Origin of the sequence: Microlunatus endophyticus (assembly GCF_014646195.1) — a bacterium.
Classification (GTDB): Bacteria; Actinomycetota; Actinomycetes; order Propionibacteriales; family Propionibacteriaceae; genus Microlunatus; species Microlunatus endophyticus.
The window spans coordinates 179,925-203,775 of record NZ_BMMZ01000003.1 but is presented as its reverse complement, the minus strand read 5'-3'; the positions used below and the strand labels follow the sequence as shown (position 1 = coordinate 203,775).

Annotated in this window: 19 protein-coding genes; 9 read left to right on the top strand and 10 right to left on the bottom strand. The window is 66.6% G+C overall.

The features are described from left to right. Nucleotides 1-18: 18 nt before the first annotated feature. The gene (locus IEY07_RS07790) at nt 19-2,013 is read right to left on the bottom strand and encodes a S53 family peptidase (protein WP_188894632.1); all 1,995 of its coding nucleotides are present in this window, start codon (nt 2,011-2,013) and stop codon (nt 19-21) included. Nucleotides 2,014-2,139: 126 nt separating this feature from the next. Continuing rightward, entirely contained in the window at nt 2,140-2,706 is a 567-nt protein-coding gene (locus IEY07_RS07785) for a hypothetical protein (RefSeq protein ID WP_188894631.1), read from the bottom strand. 472 nt (nt 2,707-3,178) lie between these two features. Between IEY07_RS07785 and IEY07_RS07780 the strand changes: the two genes are divergently transcribed. Together IEY07_RS07780 and ispF are read left to right on the top strand one after the other, a co-directional pair. Beyond that, on the top strand, nt 3,179-3,664 hold the full coding sequence (locus IEY07_RS07780) for a CarD family transcriptional regulator (RefSeq protein ID WP_188894630.1): 486 nt from the start codon (nt 3,179-3,181) through the stop codon (nt 3,662-3,664). 116 nt (nt 3,665-3,780) lie between these two features. Then, nucleotides 3,781-4,293, top strand: a complete 513-nt coding sequence (ispF, locus tag IEY07_RS07775) for a 2-C-methyl-D-erythritol 2,4-cyclodiphosphate synthase (RefSeq protein ID WP_188894629.1) — start codon at nt 3,781-3,783, stop codon at nt 4,291-4,293. Nucleotides 4,294-4,362: 69 nt separating this feature from the next. On the opposite strand, the gene IEY07_RS07770 is transcribed toward ispF, so the two are convergent. Next, on the bottom strand, nt 4,363-5,466 hold the full coding sequence (locus IEY07_RS07770; RefSeq protein ID WP_188894628.1) for a neutral zinc metallopeptidase: 1,104 nt from the start codon (nt 5,464-5,466) through the stop codon (nt 4,363-4,365). A 138-nt stretch (nt 5,467-5,604) separates the two neighbouring features. On the opposite strand from IEY07_RS07770, the gene IEY07_RS07765 reads away from it, so the two are divergent. Continuing rightward, on the top strand, nt 5,605-7,320 hold the full coding sequence (locus tag IEY07_RS07765; RefSeq protein WP_188894627.1) for a DUF2207 family protein: 1,716 nt from the start codon (nt 5,605-5,607) through the stop codon (nt 7,318-7,320). A 399-nt stretch (nt 7,321-7,719) separates the two neighbouring features. Here IEY07_RS07765 and IEY07_RS07760 read toward each other — a convergent pair whose 3' ends face one another. Further along, nucleotides 7,720-8,739: a LacI family DNA-binding transcriptional regulator gene (locus IEY07_RS07760; RefSeq protein WP_229669831.1), complete on the bottom strand. Its 1,020-nt coding sequence runs from the start codon at nt 8,737-8,739 to the stop codon at nt 7,720-7,722. Nucleotides 8,740-8,921: 182 nt separating this feature from the next. Between IEY07_RS07760 and IEY07_RS07755 the strand changes: the two genes are divergently transcribed. Genes IEY07_RS07755 through IEY07_RS07740 form a run of 4 tightly spaced genes read left to right on the top strand, consistent with a single transcriptional unit; the run spans nt 8,922 to nt 13,963 of the window. Further along, nucleotides 8,922-10,796, top strand: a complete 1,875-nt coding sequence (locus tag IEY07_RS07755; RefSeq protein WP_188894625.1) for a glycoside hydrolase family 127 protein — start codon at nt 8,922-8,924, stop codon at nt 10,794-10,796. 55 nt (nt 10,797-10,851) lie between these two features. Continuing rightward, nucleotides 10,852-12,165 (top strand): ABC transporter substrate-binding protein, encoded by a 1,314-nt coding sequence (locus tag IEY07_RS07750; RefSeq protein WP_188894624.1) that lies wholly within the window; start codon nt 10,852-10,854, stop codon nt 12,163-12,165. Then, nucleotides 12,162-13,103: a carbohydrate ABC transporter permease gene (locus tag IEY07_RS07745; protein ID WP_188894623.1), complete on the top strand. Its 942-nt coding sequence runs from the start codon at nt 12,162-12,164 to the stop codon at nt 13,101-13,103. Before IEY07_RS07750 ends, IEY07_RS07745 begins: the two co-directional genes overlap by 4 nt. A gap of 2 nt (nt 13,104-13,105) precedes the next feature. Beyond that, nucleotides 13,106-13,963 (top strand): carbohydrate ABC transporter permease, encoded by an 858-nt coding sequence (locus IEY07_RS07740; protein WP_188894622.1) that lies wholly within the window; start codon nt 13,106-13,108, stop codon nt 13,961-13,963. A gap of 40 nt (nt 13,964-14,003) precedes the next feature. Here the strand turns inward: IEY07_RS07740 and IEY07_RS07735 are convergent, their stop codons facing one another. Further along, nucleotides 14,004-14,753 (bottom strand): SDR family oxidoreductase, encoded by a 750-nt coding sequence (locus IEY07_RS07735; protein ID WP_188894621.1) that lies wholly within the window; start codon nt 14,751-14,753, stop codon nt 14,004-14,006. After that, entirely contained in the window at nt 14,750-15,463 is a 714-nt protein-coding gene (locus IEY07_RS07730; RefSeq protein ID WP_188894620.1) for a glycerophosphodiester phosphodiesterase, read from the bottom strand. Before IEY07_RS07730 ends, IEY07_RS07735 begins: the two co-directional genes overlap by 4 nt. 133 nt (nt 15,464-15,596) lie before the next feature. Between IEY07_RS07730 and arfA the strand changes: the two genes are divergently transcribed. Continuing rightward, nucleotides 15,597-17,108, top strand: coding sequence for an arabinosylfuranosidase ArfA (gene arfA, locus IEY07_RS07725; RefSeq protein WP_188894619.1), 1,512 nt, complete (start codon nt 15,597-15,599; stop codon nt 17,106-17,108). Between the two features lie 19 nt (nt 17,109-17,127). On the opposite strand, the gene IEY07_RS07720 is transcribed toward arfA, so the two are convergent. The 3 genes from IEY07_RS07720 to IEY07_RS07710 all read right to left on the bottom strand — a co-directional run bounded on the left by IEY07_RS07720 (nt 17,128) and on the right by IEY07_RS07710 (nt 20,283). Next, nucleotides 17,128-18,147: a Gfo/Idh/MocA family protein gene (locus IEY07_RS07720; protein WP_229669830.1), complete on the bottom strand. Its 1,020-nt coding sequence runs from the start codon at nt 18,145-18,147 to the stop codon at nt 17,128-17,130. Then, the gene (locus IEY07_RS07715; protein WP_188894618.1) at nt 18,126-18,941 is read right to left on the bottom strand and encodes a ThuA domain-containing protein; all 816 of its coding nucleotides are present in this window, start codon (nt 18,939-18,941) and stop codon (nt 18,126-18,128) included. Before IEY07_RS07715 ends, IEY07_RS07720 begins: the two co-directional genes overlap by 22 nt. A gap of 175 nt (nt 18,942-19,116) precedes the next feature. Beyond that, nucleotides 19,117-20,283: a LacI family DNA-binding transcriptional regulator gene (locus IEY07_RS07710; RefSeq protein ID WP_229669829.1), complete on the bottom strand. Its 1,167-nt coding sequence runs from the start codon at nt 20,281-20,283 to the stop codon at nt 19,117-19,119. 210 nt (nt 20,284-20,493) lie between these two features. On the opposite strand from IEY07_RS07710, the gene IEY07_RS07705 reads away from it, so the two are divergent. Then, on the top strand, nt 20,494-22,641 hold the full coding sequence (locus IEY07_RS07705; RefSeq protein WP_188894617.1) for an ABC transporter substrate-binding protein: 2,148 nt from the start codon (nt 20,494-20,496) through the stop codon (nt 22,639-22,641). Nucleotides 22,642-22,655: 14 nt separating this feature from the next. Here IEY07_RS07705 and IEY07_RS07700 read toward each other — a convergent pair whose 3' ends face one another. Further along, nucleotides 22,656-23,681: a LacI family DNA-binding transcriptional regulator gene (locus tag IEY07_RS07700; RefSeq protein ID WP_188894616.1), complete on the bottom strand. Its 1,026-nt coding sequence runs from the start codon at nt 23,679-23,681 to the stop codon at nt 22,656-22,658. Nucleotides 23,682-23,851: the final 170 nt, after the last annotated feature.

The window sequence follows — 23,851 nt, the reverse complement described above, 5'->3', positions numbered from 1 at the left end:
CTCATCGCCGGTGATCTGCTACGGCGCCTGCGTCGCCGCCGTACGCAGGGCGTTGATGAAGGTCTGGCCGTTCGGAGTGCCCAGACCCGTCATCGTGTCGTAGCCCTTGGTCGTGCTCTGGTCGGTGTACACCCGATCCTGCGAGTCGAGCGTCTCCAGTCCCTCCCAGCACAGCTCGCTGGTCGGCGGACAGTAGACGGCCGACCGACTGGCCGGGGTGGACTTGGTCACCGCGAGGGTGTCGTGCCACGCCGCCGTTCCGGCCAGCGAGTACAGCGTCGGATTGACGAAACCGAGTCGGACGCCGCCCTGCTGGACATCGGCCATGATGCCGGCCACCAACGGCGAGGACAGGCTGGTGCCGCCGTCGGGGAAGATGTCGTAGAAGTCCTTGCCCTTGTCGGTCTGCTCGACGTCCACCTGCTGGATGCCGGTGTAGGCGTCGGCGACCGCCGACAGGTCCGGTACGGTCCGGCGGGGCTGGGTCGAATCGCCGGACGGCGGGATGGCCACCTTCTTCGGCACCACGCCGGCCTGATAAGCGGGCTGGGCGTAGAGCAGACTGGCGCCGCCGCCGGCCGCGCTGCGGCCGATGCCCTCGTTGTCGTACTTCTTGCCGTCAAGATCAAGTTCCTCGTTCGACCAGCCGGTCTCGAACAACCGCTGGTCCTTGGCGCCGATCCCCAGGCTGGTGCCGCCGACCGAGATCGCCAGCGAGTCGTCGGCCGGTTGGGACAAGCCGGGGTTGTCCCCGGAGGAGAAGTACATGCCAACGCCCTCGGCCGCGGCCCGCACCAAGATCGAATGCATCGCGGTGGTCAACGCGCTGGTCGCCGCCTCGCCGGTCAGGCCCCAGGAGTTGGATTCGATCGTCGCGAAGGGCGCGCTGCCCGAACCGTCGAGCACGGCGAGCTCGGCATCCAACAACGCCTGTACTCCGCCGTACTTGAGATTGCAGCCGTCGCCGCCGACCAGCAGATGCTTGGCTCCGGGCGCGGTCGTGTAGCCGGCCTCGACATCGAGCTGTTCCTCGACGTCGAACGCATTGCCGCAGTTGTTGACGTCGTCGCCGACCGTGAGCTCGTTGTAGCTGGTCGACTTGGGCGCCGGGAGGCCGCCCAGGGTGGCGTACCTCTTCAGCGACTTCAGCATCCGGTACGGCGTGCCGATCTCGATGTAGGCGATCGTCTGACCGGCGCCGTTGTTGGCCGTGTTCATGCCGTACGCCGCACGCAACTGCTTCGCGGTGTAGCCGCAGCCGACGTACGGGAAGGACGTGCTGCCCTTGTATTTCGGCAGCCCGGTCTTGGTCTTCTGGCCGTAGTAGGTCGAGCAGTCGGCATCCGGGTCGGCGGCCGCGGCCTCTGCTGTGGCGGCCTGTGCTGCGGCCGTCTTCGCCGTGGTCGGACGGGCGGAGTGGAAGGTCCGCGGCTGGATGGTGTCCAGGCCGGTGACCGCCGAGACGTCGCTGCCCAGAGCTGCGGGCAGGGTGATGTCGCGGTCATTGGATGTCACCGTCTGCTGGGTTCCGTCCGGGCCGGTCACCCGATACTTGTTGATCTTGACCGAGAAGGCCTTCTGTACCGTGCTGACCGGAGCCTGGGCGCTGACGTAGTTGTGTTGGCTGTCGGTGCTGAGGTGGCTGAATCCGTGGCCGGTCAGCCAGGACCGCACCTGCTTGATCGTGGCTGAACCGGCGCCGTACGCCTGGGTGTACTGGTCCGGCGTGAGGAAGTGCCGGTAGGTCAAGGAGCCGGGTGTGCTGACAGCGGTGGCGAAGCTCTCGGCCGCCGCTTTCGGCTTCAACCACAGTTGGACGGTGCGGGTCTGTGATGCCGCGGCGGCGCCGATCGCGGGGTGGCCGCTGATCTCGGGCGCGACGCTGCCCTTGAGGACATGAGCCTTCGCATCGGTCGGCGCTGCCTGCGCCTGGCTGGTCGCCAGGGCCAGACAGCCGGCCGAGATCAGTGCTCCGGCCGCCACGATCCGACGGCGTAGTCGTGCTGGTGGCATGGACGTGCTCCTGGAATTGTCGGGTTCCCGCCCGCTGCGGACGAGATGGCGACGATTCTTCCGATGCAGCCCAGCCAACACATCGGCCGGCGGTTTGACTCCGCATCGGCCGACAGGTTGACGTCCTTAGCTACCCGGGTTGGCCGGAGCCGAGGGCGAGACCGTCCCGTAGGTCTCGTTGTTGCCGTCGATGATCGGCACCTTGACCGATTCCGAACCGGCATTGGAGAAGGTCAGCGTCAGGTCGGCATCCTGGCCGGCAGGCAGCGACGACGCGGTGACCGTGATCGGTGCCCGGTCCACGAGCACGACAGCGCTGTTACCGCCGACATTGACCGGGCTGGACAGATTGACGGTCAGGGCCGGGCCGTTGCTGCCGTCGGGGTTGAGGACGTTGCCCGTGACGCCGGTCAGGGAATCGTTGTCCTCCGCGACCAGCGTGGCGGACAGGAAGCCGGAGGTGTCCGACTTGGCCAAAATCATCAGTCCACGGACCTTGATGGTCGAGGAGATCGGGTCCCCGTTGGGTCCGGAGCCGACATCGACGTTGACCCCGTCGGCCGGGGTGTACGGCTGCAGGGTCTGCTCGTCGAACCCGCAGGCCGATAGGGCGAACAGCAGACCAGCCGAGGCCGCCGCCGCGGCGATCAGGCCGCGCTTCCTGGCCGGCGAAGTCTGCGAGGTCTGCTTCATCGTGGTCCTACTCCTACTGTCCCGGGCCGTCGGTCACATCAACTCTTCCGACTCGTCCGCGTGGATCCGCACGTGCTGTCAGCTGCTGTTTCCGATGCTGTTTCCAACTGCTACGCCGATCTACTACAGACGATCGTGGTCAGCCTAGCGACTCGGCGTCCGGCTTCGTAGCCAAGGTGGTCCGTGCCCTCAGATCGGCAGCCGGATCAGCATCGCGCCGAGGACTCGATTTGGCGCTGCGGACTATCCTGGATGAGTTGGGGACCAGCCTCGGATGTACGACCTGAAGAGGGCGTACGGCGCCGGTCGGCCGGGCCGGAAAAGCTGAAACGGCGAGCAGTGGGATGCACATCCGACCGTGGTTTGTCAACCTCTCGGCTGTGGCAATTGTGGCTCTGGCTAGCGCAAACGCCCGCGGCCTGACCCTGAGAGCGTGCTAAACTAGAGGTCGCGAAAGGGGTAGGTAGACAATATGACCTTCACAGTCGGCGAAACGGTGGTTTACCCCAATCACGGGGCGGCCGTCATCGAGGACATCGAAACTCGCAAGATCAAAGGCGAGGACCAGCTCTATCTCGTACTACGCATCGTCGGCCAGAACGACCTCGTCGTGAGGGTGCCGGCCTGCAATCTCGATCTCGTCGGAGTGCGGGATGTCGTGGGCTCGGAGGACCTCGAGAGGGTCTTCAGCATCCTGCGGGCACCGCGCACCGTTGAGCCGACCAACTGGTCACGGCGCTACAAGGCCAACATCGAGAAGCTGCACTCCGGCAACGTCATGCGGGTGGCCGAAGTGGTGCGTGACCTGTGGGGACGCGAGCGCGAGCGCGGCCTCTCCGCGGGTGAGAAGCGCATCCTGGCCAAGGCCCGGCACATCCTCGTCTCGGAGCTTGCTCTGGCCGAGAAGATCGAGGAGGACAAGGCCGAGGTGCTGTTGGAAGAGGTATTGGCTTCCTGACGGCGCGATAACAGCTACGAAAGGGCGGGCATCCGACAGGGTGCCCGCCCTTTCTGTCTGGTTTCTCTGCGAAGCCTTAGGATCTGGTCGCAGCGGTTGGTTGACGAGGAGCGGCGATGTCGGAGTGGATGCACGAGCAGCAGTTCCGGACCGGGATCGGAACCGACGTCCACCGTCTGGTCCCCGGCCGGCCGATGTGGATGGCGGGACTGCATTTCCCGGAGGAGACCTCCGGACCCGAGGGTCACTCAGACGGTGACGTCGCCTGCCACGCGTTATGCGATGCGCTGCTGAGCGCCGCCGGGCTGGGGGATCTGGGAAGCAATTTCGGTACCGACCGGCCCGAGTGGGCAGCGGCGCCGGGAACCGGCTTCGTGATGCAGACCGCTCGGCTGATCAAGGATGAGGGCTTCGTCGTGGCCAATGTCGCCGTCCAGGTGATCGGCAATCGGCCGAGGATGGCGGCCCGGCGGCAGGAGGCCGAGGCGGCACTGTCCGGCATCGTGATGGCTCCGGTGTCCGTCTCCGCCACCACGACCGACGGCCTGGGACTGACCGGCCGCGGCGAGGGGATAGCGGCGATCGCCACCGCGCTCCTGATCGTCAAGCCGAATTCACTGCTCTACTGACCCGCGAGCTATTGACCCGGGAGGCTACTGACCCGGGCCCGCGCGGCCGGCGAGTGGGCCGATCGGCCGCTACTTGACCTCGCTGGCCGGCGCGGTGAACGTGTTGCACTGGCCGACCGCCGAGCTCCCGATACCGCGCCGGGCCCAGAACAGCCGGCTGGTGCCGTGGCCGTGGGTGGATTCGATATTCGGGTTGTCGCTGAGGGTGTCGTCGCCGATCGCGACGAAGATCACCTCCATCGCCGGCACGTCACTCTGCTTGATGCCCAGCGACTGAGCGGTGGAGCGCAGGAACAGTCCGGAGAAGCAGTCGGCCTGCTGCTCGATCCGACGGCTCATCTCCAGGCCCGCGGCCGAATTCGTACCGGCCTGCTGTTCGAGGCCGTTGGCCGAGATCAGGATTCCGGTACGCGCCTGGATGGCATGGCCGAATTCGTGGGCCAGCACCAGGTCGGGACCCCACTTGGACCCCTTGAGATCGGCGACCACATCGGGCAGCGTACGGCTGTAGTAGACCTGCTGGTCGGCCGGACAGTAGAAGGCGTTGCCGCCGGTGGCCTTGCCGCACTTGGTGGTGATCGAGTCGCCGTAGATGGTCACACTCGGTCGTACGATCTGATACCCGGCCGCAGTGACCGCCGGCTGCCAGGCCCGGACCAGACAGGCCATCAGGTTGTTCAGATGGGTGTTCAGTTCGGCGTCGGTCGACTGGTCGGTGATCGGCTTGAGCTCGCAGCGGACGGGGATCGGCATCTTCTGGTTGTAGATCTTGTTGCTGGTGGTCCACTGCTGCGCCTCGTCGTAGGTGCTGGGCGCGGGCAGCGACGGCGGATTCTGGTCCGGCGGCGGCACCTTGTAGTTGTCGTTCTGGTAGGCGACGGTGGTGGTGGAACTCCCGACGACCAGATTCACCACGACCAGACCGACCAGCGCGACCCCGACCAGGCACATCACCGCGACCAGGACTCGCTTCAGCGGGTTGCTCTGCGGCCGGGCGCTGAAACCACCGGGCGTGGGCGCCGGAAGTCCCGGAAAGCCGCCGTTTCGGGCGGGCTGGCCCGGCGCCCAGCCCTGGCCCGGACCGGCCTGCGGCCAGCCCTGTGGTGCTGCGCCGAACTGCCCGCCGAACTGGCCGGTACTCCTCTGCGGCCCGCCCCACTGCTGCTGCGTCACGAGCACCCACCCTAATGGGGACTCGGGCCATCACGGTCGAGCGGTCATCGGGATGGGCCGCCGGTGCGGTAGTTTCCAGCGGGAAGACGATGCGTGATTGAGGCTTGACTGAGCCGCTCGACCGAGAAGGGGCGCCTGGTGCACCAACGAGTACAGCGACTTTCGACCGCTGCACGGATGCTCGCGGCGGCAGCTGCCGCCGCCGGAGTCCTGCTGTTGGGGCAGGTCGTGGGTGGCGTAGTGCCGACCGCTCACGCCGACGGTGCGGCCAGCACGGTCGAGGTGACCTCGACCCTCGACTCCAAGGGCGTACTGAAGGTCCAGGAGAAGATCACCTTCTCCGGTTCAGCGCCCGCTCAGGTCCAGCAGAGTTTCGAGACCAGCGAGAGCCTGATCGGCAACCGCAGCCGGGAATTCGACCTCAGCGGCATCGGCGTCACCGCTGACGCCGGCACCATCCGGTCATCGACCTCCACCGACGGTGATCTGACAACCCTCAGGTTCGCCCCGGGCTCGGCGAAGACGGCAACCGTCAGCTACACCGTTGCCGGCGCGGTGATCAGCAACGGCGGGAATCCGACGCTGCACTGGCGCTTCCTGCAGGGCCTGTCGCTGAGCGTTCGGTCTTTCACCGCTGTGGTCAACATCCCCGGCAACTTCAGCTACGTGAACTGCACCTCCGGGCCGCCGAACACCACCACCCCGTGCTCGAGCTTCTCGGCCGGCGTCGGGTCGCAGAGCCCGACCTTCTCCGACGGTCCGCGGGGTGAGGGCGAAGTGGTCGCCGTGGAGATCGGCTTCCCGGCCGGAGCCGTACCGATCACCGAGAACATCAAGGAGCACTGGTCTTTCGCCCGGGCGTTCTCGGTCAAGCCGCTGCCGCTGGGTCTGGCGATCGGGCTGCTGGTGCTCGGCGGTATCGGGCTGCTGGCCGCGCATCGGCGGATCGGTCGCGATGTCGCCCCGTCCGACGAGATCCGCAAGCCCGCAGACTTCGTGCCGGTGGGCGAGGGGCAGTCGGAATTCCGGGTCGTCGGCGACATTCGGCCGGGCCACATCGGCACCGTCGTCGACGAACGTGTCGACCCGATCGACGTCACCGCGAGCCTGCTCGATCTGGCCGTCCGCGGTCACGTGCTGATCACCGAACTGCCGACGGGCAGCAAGTACGCCCGGACCGACTGGCGGCTCACCCGTACTCCCGCCGACCAGGCCCCCGATGATCTTCGTCCGTTCGAGCGGGTGCTCCTGGACACGGTCGCACCGGCCGGTGAAGGCACCCTGGTGTCCGAACTGGGTCACAAGGTCAGCGGCTCGGTGCACCTGGTGCAGTCGGAGTTGTACGACGAGATGGTCGAGAACGGCTGGTTCCAGCGGCGCCCCGACGCAACCCGCAACACCTGGACCCAGGCGGCGCTCGCCGGGCTGATCGCCGCAGCGGTGATCACCGCGCTGTTGGTGATCTTCACCGAGTTCGGTCTGGTCGGCATCGCGCTGATCCTGCTCGCACTCGGACTGATGTTCATCGGCCAGGAGATGCCGGCCAGGACCGCTCAAGGATCGGCGCTGCTGGCCGGGCTCGGCGCGCTGCGGTCGGATCTGCTGACCACTCCGACCGACCGGATGCCGCCGGGTCGGGAGCTTTCGGAATTGTCCGAGGTGCTGCCGTACGCGGTCGTGCTCGGCGGCGCCGAGCGCTGGCTGGATGCGATCGTCGCAGCCGACGACGACGACGAGCCCGACTCGGAGGACCTGAGCTGGTATCACGGTCCCTCCGACTGGCAGCTCGCCGATCTTCCGCACTCGCTGCGGAACTTCATCGTCACGGTGAACGGGACGCTGTTCAGTCGATAGTCCCTTTCCTTCGGCTGCGATCCCTTCTCGTCGGCTTCCTGCTGCTGCGATCCCTTCTGGTCGGCTTCCTGCTGCTGCCGCCGGTTCTGTGTGACCAATTGCCAGTTCCGGGGGACGACCCCCGGCCCCGTGCGCACTGGCGTCCTCGGCGAGCCAGACCCGGCCCCCTCGTACCTCGGGACCGGTCTCGCTGGCGCTCGACGGGTGCCGTTCCCCGTTTTCTGGCGGCTGGCGTCGGCCTGTCGCTCGGCCCCGAAAGTCGTGACAAGTCGAGTTTGTGGCTGGATCCGGCCCGCCGGCGCCGCGAAGTCGTGACAACTCGAGTTTGGGGCCGGAGCCGGGCCTGCTGGCGCTGTGAAGTCGGGACGACTCGACGTTTGCGGCTGGGGCCGGCGGTGATCACGTCGAGGCGCGGGGGATGAGCTCCATCTTGGTGAGTTCCGTGCCGTGGTGAGGCGTCCCGGCGATGGCGTCGAGGAGGAGCTCGGCGGCGCGGCGGCCGAGGTCCTCCAGGCGCAGATCGATGGTGGTGAGCGGGGGACGGCTGGCCAGCGCCATCACCTCCCAGTTGTCGAAGCCGGTGACCGCGATCGCTTGCGGGACAGCGATCCCGAGCTCCCGGAGCCGGTCCGTCACACCACGCGCTATCTGATCACTGCCGCAGGTGATCGCGTCCACACCAAGATCATCATCGCGGCCCGGGGTCGCCTCCAGTAGTTGATCAACGGCCCGACGACCCCATTCCTCGCTCCACTCGCCGAAGAGCGGCGGGGTAACCAGCCCGAGCCCCACATCGGCCAGTGCCGCGGTGACGGCGGCCGCCCGGACCTCGGACGCGTGCTTGTACGGCAGCCCACCGACGTGAGCAATCCGGTGCCGGCCGCGGTCGAGCAGGTGCTTGACGATCTTGGTCATGCCGTCGGCATCGTCGGGTACGACCGAGGCATCGTCGGCGCTGGTGGACGGGGCGAAGGCGTACACCACCGGGATGTCCGTCTCGACCGGCGGCCTGGGATCAGTGGTCCGGCCGGTGACGATGATGCCGTCGACCCGACGGGCCCGGAAGGTCTTCAGATGGTACGCCTCACGCACCGGGTCGTAGCGGGTGGTTGCCATCAGCGCCGACATCTCTCCCGCTGCCAGGGCGTTCTCGGCGCCGAGCATCACCGGGATCGAGAAGCGGCCTGCGGCGTCGACGCTCAGCAGGCCCACTGTGTAGCTGCGCCGTGCTGCCAGCCAGCGGGCGTCCGGATCCGGGACGAAACCGAGTTGATCGGCCGCGGCCTTGATCCGCTGCCGGGTGCTCTCCTTGAGCGACCCGGTGTTGTTCAGCGCTTTGGAGACAGTGCCGGGGGAGACGCCGGCGAGCGCTGCGACGTCGGTGATCCTGACCGGGCGCTGCACGCTGATACCGATCACCTCCCGTTTCTCAGGTTTCCTATCGCATTGCGGTGAGAGCCGCATCGTACGCGAAATTCCGTGCCCGAGCGCCTATTGACGCGATCGTGTGATCGGCACTAGCGTCTAGGAAAACGCCTTTCCTAGTTTTCCAACACGTTCGATGTGCACTGCCTGATCAGGTGCTCGAAGGAGACCACTCGATGACCACTGCCGGACCGGCACGACCGACAGCACAGGCATGGTCGGCATTCCGTCCGATCGCACCCGGACAGGCCCGGATCACCGGAGGTCTCTGGGCGACCCGCGCCGACCGCAACCGCAGTGCGGCCATCCCGACCGGGTTGAAGCAGCTGCGGGAATTCAAGAACCTGTTCAACTTCGAGGTCGCGGCCGGTCGTGCCGAGGGCGCTGCGATCGGCCCGATCTTCGCCGATTCCGACGTCTACAAGTGGCTGGAGGGGGCTGCCTGGGAGTACGGCCGACAGCCCGACCAGGAGCTGCTTGACGACATCCTCGAGATCGTGGCCCTGCTCGCCAAGGCCCAGGACGACGACGGCTATCTGAATTCGGTGGTCCCGGTCCGGGACGGCGGTCGGTATGTCGACCTGCCGCACCATCACGAGTTCTACTGCTACGGCCACCTCATCCAGGCGGCCGTCGCGCTCAACCGGGCCGCCGGACGGAGCGAACTGCTGGATATCGCGATCAAGGTCGCCGATCATCTGGCCCGGACCTTCGGCCCCGACCTGCGGCACGATGTCGACGGTCACCCGGTGATCGAGATGGCCTTGGCCGAGCTCTACCGGGAGACCGGCGAGCAGCGCTATCTCGATCTTGCCCAGTACTTCGTCGACGCTCGCGGCACCGGTCTGATCGCCGGCTACGGGCTGCCGCCGGCCTATTTCTCCGACCGGGTGCCGCTGCGCGAGCAGACCACCGTCGAGGGACATGCCGTCCGCGCGGTCTACCTCGCCGCCGGCGCCACCGACGTCGCCGTCGAGATCCATGATCAGGAACTGCTCGATGCGCTCGAGGTGCAGTTCGCCTCGATGGCGGCGGAGAAGGAGTACCTGACCGGCGGGCTGGGCTCGCGCTGGGAGGGCGAGGCGTTCGGTGACCCGTTCGAGTTGCCGACCGATCGCGCCTATGCCGAGACGTGCGCGGCGATCGGCGGAGTGCAGTGGGCTTGGCGGCTGTTGCTGGCGACGGGCAAGCCGGCCTATGCCGACCAGATCGAGCGGATGCTCTACAACGGCATCCTCTCCGGGGTCTCGTTGTCCGGCGACGAATACTTCTACGTCAATGCGCTGCAGTTGCGCGACCGGGCGCTGGCCGACACCGAGCGGAGCGTGGCTCACGGCCGGCAGGGCTGGTTCGCCTGCGCCTGCTGCCCGCCGAACGTGATGCGGACCTTCGCCAGCCTGGAGGGCTACGTCGCCACGGCCGACGACTCCGGCGTCCAGCTCCACCAGTACGTACCGGGCACGATCACCGCCGGTGATCTCGGCCTGACGATCGCTACCGAGTACCCCTGGCAGTCGACGGTGACGATCACCGTCGAATCGGCGCCGGCGACCGAGACCTCCATCAGCGTGCGGATCCCGGCCTGGGCCGCCGGTGCCACGTTCGACGGTGCACCGGCCGAGCCGGGGACGTACGCCACGATCACCAGGACCTGGCAGCTGGGTGACCGGCTCGTCCTGGAGCTGCCGATGGAGCCGCGGCTCACGGTCGCCGATCCACGCGTCGACGCCGTACGAGGTTGCGTCGCGATCGAGCGTGGACCGCTGGTGTACGCGCTCGAGCGCGAGGACCAGCCGGGTGCGGTCGCACCGGATGATCTTGTCCTGGACACCGCCGCGGCGCTGACCGAACAGCGATCGGAGCTGCTCGAGGGCATCGTGATCATCAAAGCCTCCGGCGCCGTCGTCGATCATGACGCGGTGCCGGGAGGTTACACCGGCCAGCCGGGGCCCGAGTATGCGCGCCGGGACACCGAACTGGTCGCCATTCCGTACCACCTGTGGGCCAATCGCGGTCCACAGCCGATGAGGGTCTGGATCCCGGTGCAGTAGCCGGGACCGTCCGCGGACGGTCCGGAAGGATCCGGCAACGAAGCTGGAGGTACACGTGTCGCTGACGCGGAGGAGTCTGCTCGCGCTCACCGGCGCCGGGGCAGTGGGCGGCCTGCTGGCCGGATGTGCGGGCAACCTGCCCAAGATCAACACCTCGGCCGCGTCCTTCGGGCGCAACGGGAGCGGTCAGGTCGAGGTGTGGTGTCGGGCGGCGACCCAGACCGGCATCCAGGTGATCGTCGACAACTTCCACAGGAGTCAGGACCGGATCCGGGTCCGGGTGACCGCGGTACCGGATGCGCAGTTCGTCACCAAGCTCGCGACCGCGATCCGTGGCGGCCGGGTCCCTGATCTCGTCGACTTCGACGACATCAACTCGATGCCGTTCATCTATCGCGGTGCATTCGCCAATCTCACCGACCCGATCTCCAAGCTGCCCAACTCCCAGGATCTGAGCCCCGGTCACCTGAATCTGGCGACAGTCAAGGGCAGGACGTACGCGATGCCCTTCCTGGCCGACAATTCCGTGCTGTTCTGCAACACCGAGCTTTTCGAGAAGGCCGGCCTCGACGTGGACGAGTCGACCAAGTCCCTGGAGACCCTGCTGGAGGCCGCGCGCAAGATCAGCAAGCTGGGTAACGGCATCTACGGATGGTCCTATCCGGGCAACAGCGAGGGTGCGCTCGGATTCACCGTGCAACCCCACATCTGGGCGGCCAACACCGACCTGATCAAGGGTGACCTCGGTGCCCAGAGCGGCAACGTCGCGGGTAACGGCGCGGTCCGTGCAACGCTGGAGTTCGTCCACTCGTTGTGGGCCGAGAAACTGGTCCCGCCGCTCTCGTACGCCGACGACGCCTCGCACTGGGGCTCGGACTACCTGGCCGGCAAGATCGGCATCTTCCCGGCCTCGTACGGCGCGGTGGTCCCGGCGGCGAGCAAGGACATGATCGCGAAGACCACTATCCGGTTGATCCCGGGCCCGACGGGGGGCAGGCGCTTCTTCGACGGCGGTGACAACCTCTGCATGCTCAACGGCGCCCCGAATGCCAGTGCAGCTTGGGAATTCCTGGCCTTCTGCGTCACGCCGAGTCAGCAGCAGCACCTGCCGGAGGGCGGCTACGCGCCCATCCGGTCCGACGCCGCGACGCCCGCGTTCCGCAAGCAGTTCCCGCTCGCGGTGCCGACACTGGACAACATCAAACTCGGCTACGCACCCAAGACGCTGGCCTACAACCTGATCTACAACCAGAGCGACGGGCCATGGCTGGCGATGTTCCGTCGCGCCGCATTCCAGGGCCAGGTGGAGGCCGCAATGGAGGAAGCCCAGAAGGGTTACGACCGGATCTTCGCGGAGGCCCAGGCATGACCGCCGTCGTGGGGGCGCGCCGGACGACACTGACCCCGGCCGCCAGCACGCCGCAGCGACGCGACGGGTCGTTGACCCATCCGCCGCGGACCGGTCTGCTGCTCACGCTGCCGGCGGTGATCTTCGTGGTGGTGTTCGTGATCGTCCCGCTGCTGGTGGCGATCTACATCTCGCTGACGAATTTCCCACTGATCGGCGACTACCACTTCATCGGCCTGAAGAACTATCTGCAGGTCTTCACCGATCCGGAGTTCGGCTGGTCGCTGCTCTACACCCTGATCTACACCGCCATCGTCACCTTCCCGATCCTGGCGCTCGGATACTTCCTTGCCGTCCTCGTACGGGCCAACCGGCGGGGCGCGAAACTGCTCCGAACCGTGTTCTTCCTGCCCTTCGTCGTCGGCCTGACGACTCTGAGCTTCTTGACGCTGCTGGAGGCCCAGCCCAACAGCGGGATGATCAACGTCGTGCTGAAGTGGCTGCACATCACCGATGGCAGCACCGCGTGGTTGGTCAGCGGCCCATTGGGAACGGCATTGATCTGCGTGATGGTGGTCTGGGCCGTCTCGGGCCTGACGATGATGTTGCTGATGTCGGGCATGCAGGGGATCACCAGTGACATCTACGAATCGGCCGAACTCGACGGCGCCACCTGGTGGCAGACCGAACGGCACGTCACCATGCCGATGCTGCGCAGGACGATCGCGTTGAGTCTGATCATCTCGGTGATCGGATCGTTCCTGGCCTTCACCCAGTTCTTCATCCTCACCCAGGGAGGACCTGGTATCTCCACCACGACCGTCGTGATGGGGATCTACAAGCGGGCGTTCGTCCAACTGCAGCTCGGGGCGGCGACGGCGATGTCGCTGGTCCTGGTGGTGATCATCGGGCTGATCACCGCAGCCCAGTTCTGGCTGCTCAGGGAGAGGGAGGACTGATCATGGCAACGATCACCGGGTTGGAGCGCGATACACCCACCAAGCAGACCCTGTACGTCATCGGCGGCCTGCTCAGCTTCCTGGTCTTCATCGTCCCGCTGCTGTTCGGCCTGTTCCGGTCCCTGCAGCCGAGCGCGGTGATCACCGCGCCGCCGAGTGTGCACACCTTCTTCGACGTGACTTGGAAGAACTTCTCGGCACTCTTCGCCCAGAGCAACCTCGGCCGCTCGGTGATCAACAGCCTGATCGTCTCGGTCTCCACGGCCATCCTGACCGCCGCGATCGCGCTGTTCGCCGGCTACGGCTTCTCCCGGTTCCGCTTCCGGCTCTCGCCGTTGCTGTTCGCGATCATCGTGCTGACCATGATGGTGCCCTTCCAGGCCATCCTGACGCCGCTGTATCTGCAGATGAACGAGATGCACCTGACCGACAGCCGACTCGGGTTGGTGCTCTTCTACACAACGGTGAATCTGCCCTTCGGCGTCTTCGTGATGCGCAACTCGTTCGCCGGCGTTCCTGCCGAGTTGGAGGATTCCGGGCACGTCGACGGCGCCGGCACCATGCGGACGCTGTTCTCCGTGCTGTGGCCGTTGGTGGTGCCCGGCGTGGCGACCACGGCGCTGTATTCCTTCCTGGCTTCGTGGACCGAGTTCCTCGGCGCACTGACCTTCATCACCAACCCGGATCTGTTCACGCTGCCGGTGGACATGGTCAATCTGCAGCAGGGGGCGTACGGGCAGGTCGACTTCGGGTTGCTCGCCGCCGGAGCTGTCGTCGCCATGATCCCGTGCGTGGTGCTGTACGCCGCTCTGCAGCGGTACTACGTCCGCGGCCTCGCCAGCGGTGCGGTGAAGGGCTGATCCGTCCGCCCGGTTCCGCCTCCGTCGAGTTCGACGCGGATCAACGCACCAGGAACCCGCCGTCGACGGGGATGATCGCGCCGTGGATGTAGTCGGCGGCGGGCGATGCCAGGAAGACTGCGGCACCGGCCATGTCCGCCGGTGTACCCCAGCGGCCGGCCGGGATCCGTACGCTGATCTGCTCGTTGCGAGCGGGGTCGGCGATCAGTGCCTCGTTCATCTCGGTGTCCATGTATCCGGGAGCGATCGCATTCACGTTGACGCCGCGGCCGGCCCACTCGTTGCACAGCGCCTTGGTGATTTGGGCGATGGCGCCTTTGCTGGCCGCGTAGGCCGGGACCCGGTAGCCGCCGGACCAGCTGACCATCGACGCGATGTTGATGATCTTGCCGTATCCACGCTCCAGCATCGGGCGACCGAGCAGCTGGCAGAGCTGGAAGGCGGCCCGCAGATTGACCTGCAGCACTCGGTCGAATTCGATCGGTGAGAAGTCCACCGAGTCCTCGCGATACTGCAGCCCGGCATTGTTGATCAAGATGTCGACCTGCCGCTCGGCCAGCAGATCGGTGATCACCGATTCGATCCGCTCCTGGTCACCCAGGTCCAGCTCGACTCCGGTCACCGCACTCCCTCGATCGGCGGCGTAGTGCACAAGATCATCCGGGACGGCTCCGCGCTGGACTGTGATCACGTCGGCGCCGGCGGCCAGCAGGCCCTCGGCCATACCGCGGCCGAGCCCGCGCGACCCACCGGTCACCAATGCAGTCCGTCCGGTCAGGTCGAAGATCATCCGAACCAGCCCAACAAGGTCCGAGGATCGTCGCTGGTGGTGCCGTCAACGCCGAATTCCACTGCCCGTTCCAGATCCGTACGCTCCCGGCACGGCCAGCCGTGCACACCGACTCCGGCGTCGTGCAAGGAGGACACCGTCTCCGCGGTCAGCCCTGCCCAGCCGGTGTGCACCCGGGACGACCCGGTTTCCTTGATCAACGCCTCGGGTCCGCCGGGATAGCTGAGCGCGGTGTCCCAGGATCCGACGATCACGCCGCGCGGGATCGTCGGCAGCCGCCGTGAGACGGCGGCCATCGCCTCGGCGGAGAAGCTGGTCAGCACCGTCCGGGCCGCTTCGGCCGGATGATCATCCAGATATCCGACCAGCGCGTCGAGGACCGCGAGATCCTTGATCTCCAGCTGGATCGTCCGCGTGGTTGCGGCGTACATCTGCTCCAGGGTCGGCACCCGCTCGCCGGCACCCACGTCGACAGCACTGATCGTCGACCAGTCCAGCTCAGAGGTCGGGCCGAGTTCTTTCCCCTCGGGCCTGGCGGCGACCCGATCCAGGGTGGCGTCGTGCAACATGAACAGCTGCCCGTCGGCGCTGATCCGGACATCGGTCTCCACCTCGTCGACGCCGATCTCCTCGGCGGCGCGGTAGGACGCGATGGTGTTCTCCGGCGCCTCGGCCATCGCCCCGCGGTGCCCGACGACGGCAAGCCTCACCTGCTGCATGATGGGTTGGATCTCCCGACTTCTCATGGTGTCCGATGCGTTCCCCGACAGCGTACGGGGGACAGGGTATGGCCCCGCATCACCGTGCTGAATCGGAGGTAGGGGGATGAATTAGAGTCAGCCCATGGCCTCCGCACGTATTGTCATCGACCCGGCCTTCGAGGTCGGCAGCATTGATCGTCGACTGTTCGGCTCGTTCGTCGAGCACCTTGGACGTTGTGTCTACGACGGTATCTACGAGCCCGGCCACCCGGCTGCCGACCCCGACGGATTCCGTACCGACGTGCTGGATCTGGTCCGCGAGCTCGGCGTCTCGACGGTCCGCTATCCGGGCGGCAACTTCGTCTCCGGTTACCGCTGGGAGGATGGGATCGGCCCGCGTGACCAGCGCCCGAAGCGACTTGATCTTGCCTGGCACTCGACCGAGACCAACGAGGTCGGGGTGCACGAATTCATCACCTGGGCCAAGGCAGCCGGCGTCGAGCCGATGATGGCCATCAACCTCGGCACCCGCGGCGTCCTGGACGCCATCGACCTGCTGGAATACGCCAACGTGCCGGCCGGATCGGCGCTGGCCGATCAGCGGGTCGCCAACGGCGCCGCAGAGCCCTTCGACGTCCGGATGTGGTGCCTGGGCAATGAGATGGACGGCCCCTGGCAGCTGGGACACCGCAGCGCCGAGGACTACGGCAAGCTCGCATCCCAGACAGCCAAAGCAATGCGGCAACTGGACCCGTCGGTCGAGCTGGTCGCCTGCGGCAGCTCCAACCGCCGGATGCCGACCTTCGGCAGCTGGGAGCACACGGTGCTGCAGCACACCTACGACGACGTCGACTTCATCTCCTGCCACGCCTACTACGAGGAGCACGAGGGCGATCTGGACAGCTTCCTGGCTTCCGGGGTCGACATGGACCGCTTCATCGAGTCCGTGGTCGCGACCGCCGATGCGGTCGGTGCCGGGCTGAAGAGCAGCAAGAAGATCAACATCTCCTTCGACGAGTGGAATGTCTGGTACAACGTCCGGGACAAGGAGAAGAACACCATCCGCGGCATCGACAACTGGCCACGAGCACCGCGGATCCTCGAGGACGTCTACTCGGTGACCGATGCGGTCGTGGTCGGCGATCTGCTGATCTCGCTGCTCGGCCACGCCGACCGGGTCCGGGCCGCGAGCCTGGCGCAGCTGGTGAATGTCATCGCGCCGATCATGACCGAGCCGGGCGGCCCTGCCTGGCGGCAGACGACCTTCTATCCCTTCGCCGAGACCGCCCGGCGTGCGGTCGGCTCGTCGCTGCGACTGACCCTTGACTCCGACAGCCACGACACGGACGCGTACGGCGAGGTGGCGACGATCGCGGCCGCCGGAACCCATGACCCGGCTTCGGGGACGACCAGCCTGTTCCTGGTCAACCGTGATCATCAGGCATCGAGCTCGATCGAAGTCGATTGTGCCGCGCTGCCCGGTGTCACGGTCCGGAGTGCGGTGCTGATCGCCGACGATGACCGCCACGCCGCCAACACCCTCGAGCAACGTGACCGGGTCACGCTGAGCGAGCTGACGACGTGCGAGATCGACGGCAACCAGCTCACGATCGAGCTGCCGCCTCTGTCCTGGGCAGCGCTCACCCTGGCCTGACCTTCGACAGGCTCAGGGATCAGCCGCCGAGGACCTCGCCGAGCGTCACCCGGCGGCCCTGGTCGGACGACAGCACGGCCGCCTCGACCATGGCCAAGCTGGCGATGTTGGCCGAGGCGGTCGTTGCCGGCTCTGCCCCGGTGCGCAGGCAGTCGACGAATTCGGCCAGCGAGCCGGCGATCTGCTCCGGCAGCCCGGGTGCGGGCGGCACGTCGGTGCTGCCGTCGAGCCGTTCCACCGTCGGAGCGTTGTCCCCGTCCCAGATCGCCGTTCCGTCCTGGGCGTTCGCCCGCCAGGTGCCGTTCCACGAGGTCTGCTGGCCGTCGGCACACCAGCAGCCCACATAGCTGAAGCGGATGCCGTCGGGGAACTCGAAGACAGCGCTGGCGGCGGCGTCGCCGGCGTACCAACTCCACGCAGGGTTGAAGGTCTCGCAGTAGACGCTGAGTGGATCGGTCCCGATCAGGGCCCGTGCGGCGTCGAAGGTGTGGATCGCCATGTCCACGAGCAGCGGCTGGTCCATCGCGTCCCGGAAGCCGCCGAAATGCGGCGCCTTGAAGAACTCGCAGCTGACCGACCCGAGCGTCCCGAGACCGCCGACCACCTGCCGGAACTGCCGGAAGCCGTCGAAATACCGCCGGGACTGGCTGATCATCAACAGCTTGCCCGCTGCCGCCGCTGCTGCCGCCATCTGCTGTGCCTCGGCAACGGTCGGCGCGATCGGTTTCTCGCAGAGCACCGGCAGCCCTGCTGCCAGGGCTTGCCGGGCGACCGGGGCATGCGCCTGTGGGACGGTCACGTTGATCACCGCGTCGGCTTCGACGCCCAACTCGTCCAGCGAGCGGGCGACCGGCACACCATCGTGACCGGTGCCGGCCGCCGAGGCGCGGGCCGTGTCAAGATCAAGATCGACCAGACCGACCAAGCGGACATCGGGATTCTTCTTGATCGTCGCGAGCCAGCCGCGCCCCATCGAGCCGGCGCCGACCTGGACGACTGCTATCGGATCGCCGATCATCACGCCTGCCTGTTCTGCCATGCGCTCTGGTATTCCTTGCCCGCGAAGAATTCCCCGGTCTCGTGCCGACGGAGCGTCGGCAGTGTCCGGGGCACGGCAGGCCGGGCCCACTGGACGCCGTTGGCGATCACCCGGCGGACATCCTTGTGGTGATAGACCGGGAAGTCCTGGTCGCCGGGGGAGAAGTAGAAGATCTTGCCATTGCCCCGGCGGAAGGTGCAGCCGGACCGGAAGACCTCGCCGCCGCTGAATGAGCTGATGAAGATCAACTCGTCCGGTGTCGGGATGTCGAACTGCTCGCCGTACATCTCCTGCGCCTCGATCTCGATCGGGTGCGGGATGCCACGGGCGATCGGATGGGTGCGGTCGACGGTCCAGACCAGCTCACGATCATGTTCACTGCGCCAGCGCAGCGTGCAGGTGGTGCCCATCAGCTTGCCGAAGATCTTGGACCAGTGGCCGGAGTGCAACACGATCAGGCCCATCCCGGAGAGCACGTGCTGGTGGACGCGCTCGACGATCTCGTCGGCCACCTCGCCGTGAGCCGCGTGTCCCCACCAGAGCAGGACGTCGGTGTTGGCCAGCACCTCCTCGGTCAGCCCGTGCTCGGGCTCGTCCAACGTCGTGGTGCTCACGACGGCCGCGTCGCCGAGATTCTCCTCGATCCCCTCCTTGATAGTGGTGTGCATGCCGTCCGGATAGATCTCGGCAACGTGGGGTTCGCGTCGCTCGTGGCGGTATTCGCCCCAGACGAGGGCCCGGATGGGAGCGTCGAGGTCGACGTCGTTGCTGCCGGAAGCCGGTTGGGTGATCATTCTGGTCGGGTTCTCCCTTGAATCGCGCCGATCATGAGCCCGCTGGGGCGAGCGCACCCAGCTGGAGTTTCGAAAACTTTAGGACGGCGATGACCAATCTAGTGGCGCCCGGAACCCGGCTGTCAAGGGTCGGTCTCGCAATTCAGCGGCGCCGTGGACGGCTCGCTGGGAGAAGCTAGCGGGCGGGCCGGTGGCCGAGATCGCGGGTGCTCTCCCGCTCGATCAGCGCGGTGGCCAGCTCCTGGCGCCGGCTATCCACCCGAACCCCGTGGATCAGCCGGATCAGGGTGCTGGTCGCGCTGGCCGCCATGTCTTTGATCGGCTGCCGCACTGTGGTCAGGTTGGGGTGCACCCAGCGCGCCTCAGGAAGATCATCGAAGCCGACCACGCTGATGTCGTCCGGCACCTTCAGACCGGCCTCGGCGATCGCCTCGTAGCCGCCGATCGCCATGTGATCGGAGCAGATGAAGAGCGCGGTCGGCCGCGGCGACGTGGCAAGCACGGCCGCCGTGAGTTCCCGGCCGCTGGCTCGATCGTAGGTGCCGTGCCGGATGTGCTCGGGACGTACCGTCAGGCCGGCAGCGGCCATCGCGGACCGGAAACCGGCGATCCTGGCGTGCACGTAGAGGTGCTGGGCCGGGCCGGTGATCAGGGCGATGGCGCGATGGCCGTGGTCGATCAGGTACTGGGTCGCCTCGTGGGCTCCGGCCCAGTTGCTGGTGCCGACCGAGTACGCGCCCGTCGGTGGATCTGCCAGCGGATCGATCACGACGTACGGGATGTTCGCGTGCTGCAGTCGGAGGAGTTCGTCCCCGACCAGGTCGACGAGTCCGAGCAGCACACCCTGGCTGCCGGCGGCGATCACCGCATCGACCCAATCACCCTGCTCGGTCGGCGGCCGGGCGACCGAGATCACCACCCGGAATCCGGCCTCGTACGCCGTGGCCTCGGCACCGCTGGCCGCGCTCGCAGCCCAGGAGCCGTCCAGCCCGCGCACCACCAGATCGATCGTCGGCACCGGTTCGAGGCTCGGCTCGGTCTGCCGGCGACGGACGTAGCCGTACTGGGACAGGGCCTGTTCTAGGCGTTGCCGGGTGGCAGCGCCGACATCGCCACGACGATTGAGCACCTTGGAGACGGTCGACACCGAGACACCCGAGGCGGCAGCGATCTGGGCCAGGGTGGGACGATCTTCGGCGGGCGACAGTGGGCACTCCTCACGTTTCGAAACTCCGTGCAGCGCGATCATCAAACCATAGCCGCGCGGGCAACGGTGGTTGGTCGACCCGATCCTGGCTTCAAGGCTGAGCCGGCCTTGACACTGCTGTTCCAACTCGTTCATAGTGAACCCGAGATCCTTGCGGAAACTTTCGAAACTTAGACCGAGTCACGCCGATGATCTCGGCGACCCGAGGATCTTCTGCAACCGCGCGAGGCAAGTTCAAGGGAGAACGACTCATGACGGCACCCATGCTGCGCCGCCGGCCCGTGTGCTGACCCCGCTTGATCATTCGGAACCTCTTTCCAGCTGCGCTACAGAAGGGTCCAGATTGTGAGCATTACCAGACGCGGCCTGCTGTCCGGGGCAGCGCTTGCCGCCGGCAGCGCGCTGCTCTACGGATGCAGCAGTGGCAGCGACAAGAACTCCTCCGGATCCGACAATTCCGGATCCGGCAACTCCGGCGACACCGATGCGTCCACAACGAGTGCGAAGAAGGGTGATGCCACCAAGCCTGTGGCGCGACCGACATCGTTCCAGGAATCGCCGGCGCTCAAGGGGAAAGGTCTGCCGCCGGTCGACCAGCGGCTACCGAAGAACCCCTACGTGATCCCGCACCGGTGGACGGGCGCCGGCAAGTACGGCGGCAAGCTGCAGATGGTCGTGTTCGGTACGACGGGTGCGGCAAATGCGTCCTCGGTGGCAGAGTTCTTCTACGGCAGTTCGCTGCTGCGGTTCCTCAATGACGGCCTGGACATCGGGCCCGGCCTGGTCGACCAGTGGTCGGCCAACGACGACACCACCCAGTGGACGCTGCACTTCCGTGAGGGCATGAAGTGGTCGGACGGGCACCCCTTCACCGTCGACGATGTGCTCTTCTGGTGGGAGGACATGGTGCTTCCCGGCCACGACGCATTGGTGCCGCCGGCGTCCAACGTCTCCGGTAGCGGCAAGTTGGTCACGATGCACAAGACCGATGACAACACCCTGACACTGACCTGGGACACGCCGGCGCCGTTGTTCCCCGACGAGCTCGCGACCTGGGTCAACGGTCCCGGTGGGAACGGGCCGATCTGGGTGCTGCCCAAGCACTATCTCAAGCAGTTCCATCCGAAATACAACAAGAAGGTCGGAAAGGACTGGGACGTCACGGGCGGACTGTGGGAGCAGAAGGCCGACTTCAAGCGCAACCCTGACCTGCCGACCATGAACGGCTACAAGTGCAAGACCTTCGACAACAACAACGGCATCACCCTGGAGCGCAATCCGTACTACTACGTCATCAACACCAACGGCGACCAGCTTCCCTACATCGACCAGATGCAGTTCACGATGCAGCAGAAGGCCGAGACGATCCTGCTCCAGATCCAGCAGGGGACCGTCGACTACTGCCACGGGCGGTTCAACAACATCACTCTCGGTGATGTGTCGACGCTGTCGTCGAAGAAGGACTCCGGCAACTACGACATCCTGTTGTGGAACACGGGATCCGGGACCGGCGACATGTTCTTCTTCAACTACGACTACATCGCCAAGGACGAGAAGTACGGAAAGCTGATCCGTGACCCGAGGCTGGTCCGGGCGATCTCCTACGGCTGGGACCGGAAGACGACGCAGAAGACCTTGTACTTCGGCACCGGCGAACTGACCACCGGCACATTGGGCACAGCCACCGCGGAATTCCATGCCGACCCGGACGGCCCGCAGTCCTACAAGCAGTGGCGCGACGCCTACAACAGCTACGATCCCGCGAAGGCCAAGTCGCTATTGGCCGAACTCGGGCTGAAGGACGTCAACGGCGACGGTTATGTGGAATTCCCCGATGGCAGCAAGTTGACCATCGACGTCCCCTACTCGGCCGACATCGGCAAGGACGGCGCCGCGAAAGATGATCAACTCGTCTCCGACATGAAGAAGATCGGGCTGCGGATGCTGCGGGTCCCGATCGCTCCGAGTGCCTTCGCCGACGAATGGACCTCGGGATCGCTGATGTCGCACACGAACTGGGAGGCCAGCAACGCCGGAACGATCCTCGGCGCACCCGCCTGGCTGCTGCCGGTGAGCAACAGCTACTGGGCGCCGCTGGAGGCCAGCTGGTTCACCTACACCGGCACCGGCAAGAACGAGACCGAACTGGACGTCGCGCCGATCAAGCGACATCCGCCACGGATGAAGCCCGATGCCGGTGGCCCGATCGAGAAGCTGACCTCGCTCTACAACCAGGCGATCAGCGAATCCGATGAGATGAAGCGCAACCAGCTGGTCTGGCAGATGATCAAGATCCACGTCGAGGAGGGGCCATTCTTCCTCGGGTCGACCGCCAACTACCAAGGGGTGACGACCAAGAACCGGGACCTGCAGAACGTGCCGACTGCCGGGAACCTCGCGCTGGGCGGCGACATCAACGACTGGGAGGCACCGAGCCCGGCGATGTACGACCCCGAGTGCTGGTACTGGACCAACCCCGAGCAGCACTCGTGACCGAGGCGGGGTCGCTAGCGGGGTTGCCGTCGCCCGTGCGGCACGGATCGCGGCGCCGGTCCGGTCGAGGTCCGGATCGTCAGCTCGGCGGGGACCGAGCGATTTTGCCGGCGGGGGAGCCGTCCGGTGGCGATCCGCTCGATCAATGCCTGGGTGGCGAGTTCTCCGGCCCGCTCCGCGGAACCGGTCACCGTGGTCAGCGACGGATAGGCCAGTTCGGCTCCGAAGACGTCGTCGCAACCGACGACGCTGATCTGATCGGGGACTCCGACACCCAGCGCACTCAGACCGCGGAGCAGTCCGAGCGCCTGGACGTCGTTGTACGCGATCACGGCGGTCGCCCGGCCGGCTGCGATCTGGGGCGCCGCGCGCTGGCCGCCGTCCAGCGTCGGCGGATGGGCGCCGAGATGCTCGCAGTCGATCTTGTGGCGGATAGCGGCCGACTTGATCGCCTGCCAGCGGCGAGGGCTGAACCAGGCCGACTCCGGACCGCCCAGGTAGGCGATCCGGCGATGCCCGAGCCCGGCGAGATGATCAACGGCCGCGGCCAGAGCCGGTGGGGTGTCGACCAGGACGCTGGGCACTCCGCGGATCCGCCGGTTGACGCTGACGATCGGATACAGCTGCGACAGTTCGGCGAGATCGGCGTCCGACAGCCGCGGGCCGGCGAGGACGGCGCCGTCGGACGTCTTTCGTGCGGCCAGCAGGTGGGTCCGCTCCTGCTCGGTCGATTCCTCGGTGTCGACCAGCATCTGGGTGTAGCCGGCGCGGGCTGCCTCGTGCTGGGCGCCACGGATCAGGTCGAGGAAGAACGGGTTGGTGATGTCAGGCAGCACGAGGGTGATCGCCTCGGACATGCCGGTGTGCAGCCAGCGGGCCTGTGGGCTGGGGGAGTAGCCGAGTTCGGTGGCGGCGAGCCGGACCCGCTCCACCGTCGCAGCGGCGACGAGCTCGGGTCGTGCCAATGCACGGGATACGGTCGCGGGCGACACCCCGACTGCCGAGGCGACATCGTGGATCGTCGCACGCGTTGGCGCCATCTGCACTCTTTCTGTGCCGGCTCAGCCTTCCGGCGTTCGTGGTCAGGTCGCCCCGCGGACCGGACGGTGGAGATTCTAGCGCCAAGAATTGCGCCGCAAACGTTTGCAGTATTGTCGGGAGCAGCCTTAGAGTGCAAGGGGCAACGGCACCGGGCAGGACCATGATCGAC

Excerpts from the sequence above, each read along its gene's own strand:
- IEY07_RS07790 (WP_188894632.1), bottom strand. The coding sequence starts at position 2,013 with ATGCCACCAGCACGACTACGCCGTCGGATCGTGGCGGCCGGAGCACTG.
- IEY07_RS07785 (WP_188894631.1), bottom strand. The coding sequence starts at position 2,706 with ATGAAGCAGACCTCGCAGACTTCGCCGGCCAGGAAGCGCGGCCTGATC.
- IEY07_RS07780 (WP_188894630.1), top strand. The coding sequence starts at position 3,179 with ATGACCTTCACAGTCGGCGAAACGGTGGTTTACCCCAATCACGGGGCG.
- ispF (WP_188894629.1), top strand. The coding sequence starts at position 3,781 with ATGTCGGAGTGGATGCACGAGCAGCAGTTCCGGACCGGGATCGGAACC.
- IEY07_RS07755 (WP_188894625.1), top strand. The coding sequence starts at position 8,922 with ATGACCACTGCCGGACCGGCACGACCGACAGCACAGGCATGGTCGGCA.
- IEY07_RS07745 (WP_188894623.1), top strand. The coding sequence starts at position 12,162 with ATGACCGCCGTCGTGGGGGCGCGCCGGACGACACTGACCCCGGCCGCC.
- IEY07_RS07740 (WP_188894622.1), top strand. The coding sequence starts at position 13,106 with ATGGCAACGATCACCGGGTTGGAGCGCGATACACCCACCAAGCAGACC.
- IEY07_RS07735 (WP_188894621.1), bottom strand. The coding sequence starts at position 14,753 with ATGATCTTCGACCTGACCGGACGGACTGCATTGGTGACCGGTGGGTCG.
- arfA (WP_188894619.1), top strand. The coding sequence starts at position 15,597 with ATGGCCTCCGCACGTATTGTCATCGACCCGGCCTTCGAGGTCGGCAGC.
- IEY07_RS07720 (WP_229669830.1), bottom strand. The coding sequence starts at position 18,147 with ATGGCAGAACAGGCAGGCGTGATGATCGGCGATCCGATAGCAGTCGTC.
- IEY07_RS07715 (WP_188894618.1), bottom strand. The coding sequence starts at position 18,941 with ATGATCACCCAACCGGCTTCCGGCAGCAACGACGTCGACCTCGACGCT.
- IEY07_RS07710 (WP_229669829.1), bottom strand. The coding sequence starts at position 20,283 with ATGAACGAGTTGGAACAGCAGTGTCAAGGCCGGCTCAGCCTTGAAGCC.
- IEY07_RS07700 (WP_188894616.1), bottom strand. The coding sequence starts at position 23,681 with ATGGCGCCAACGCGTGCGACGATCCACGATGTCGCCTCGGCAGTCGGG.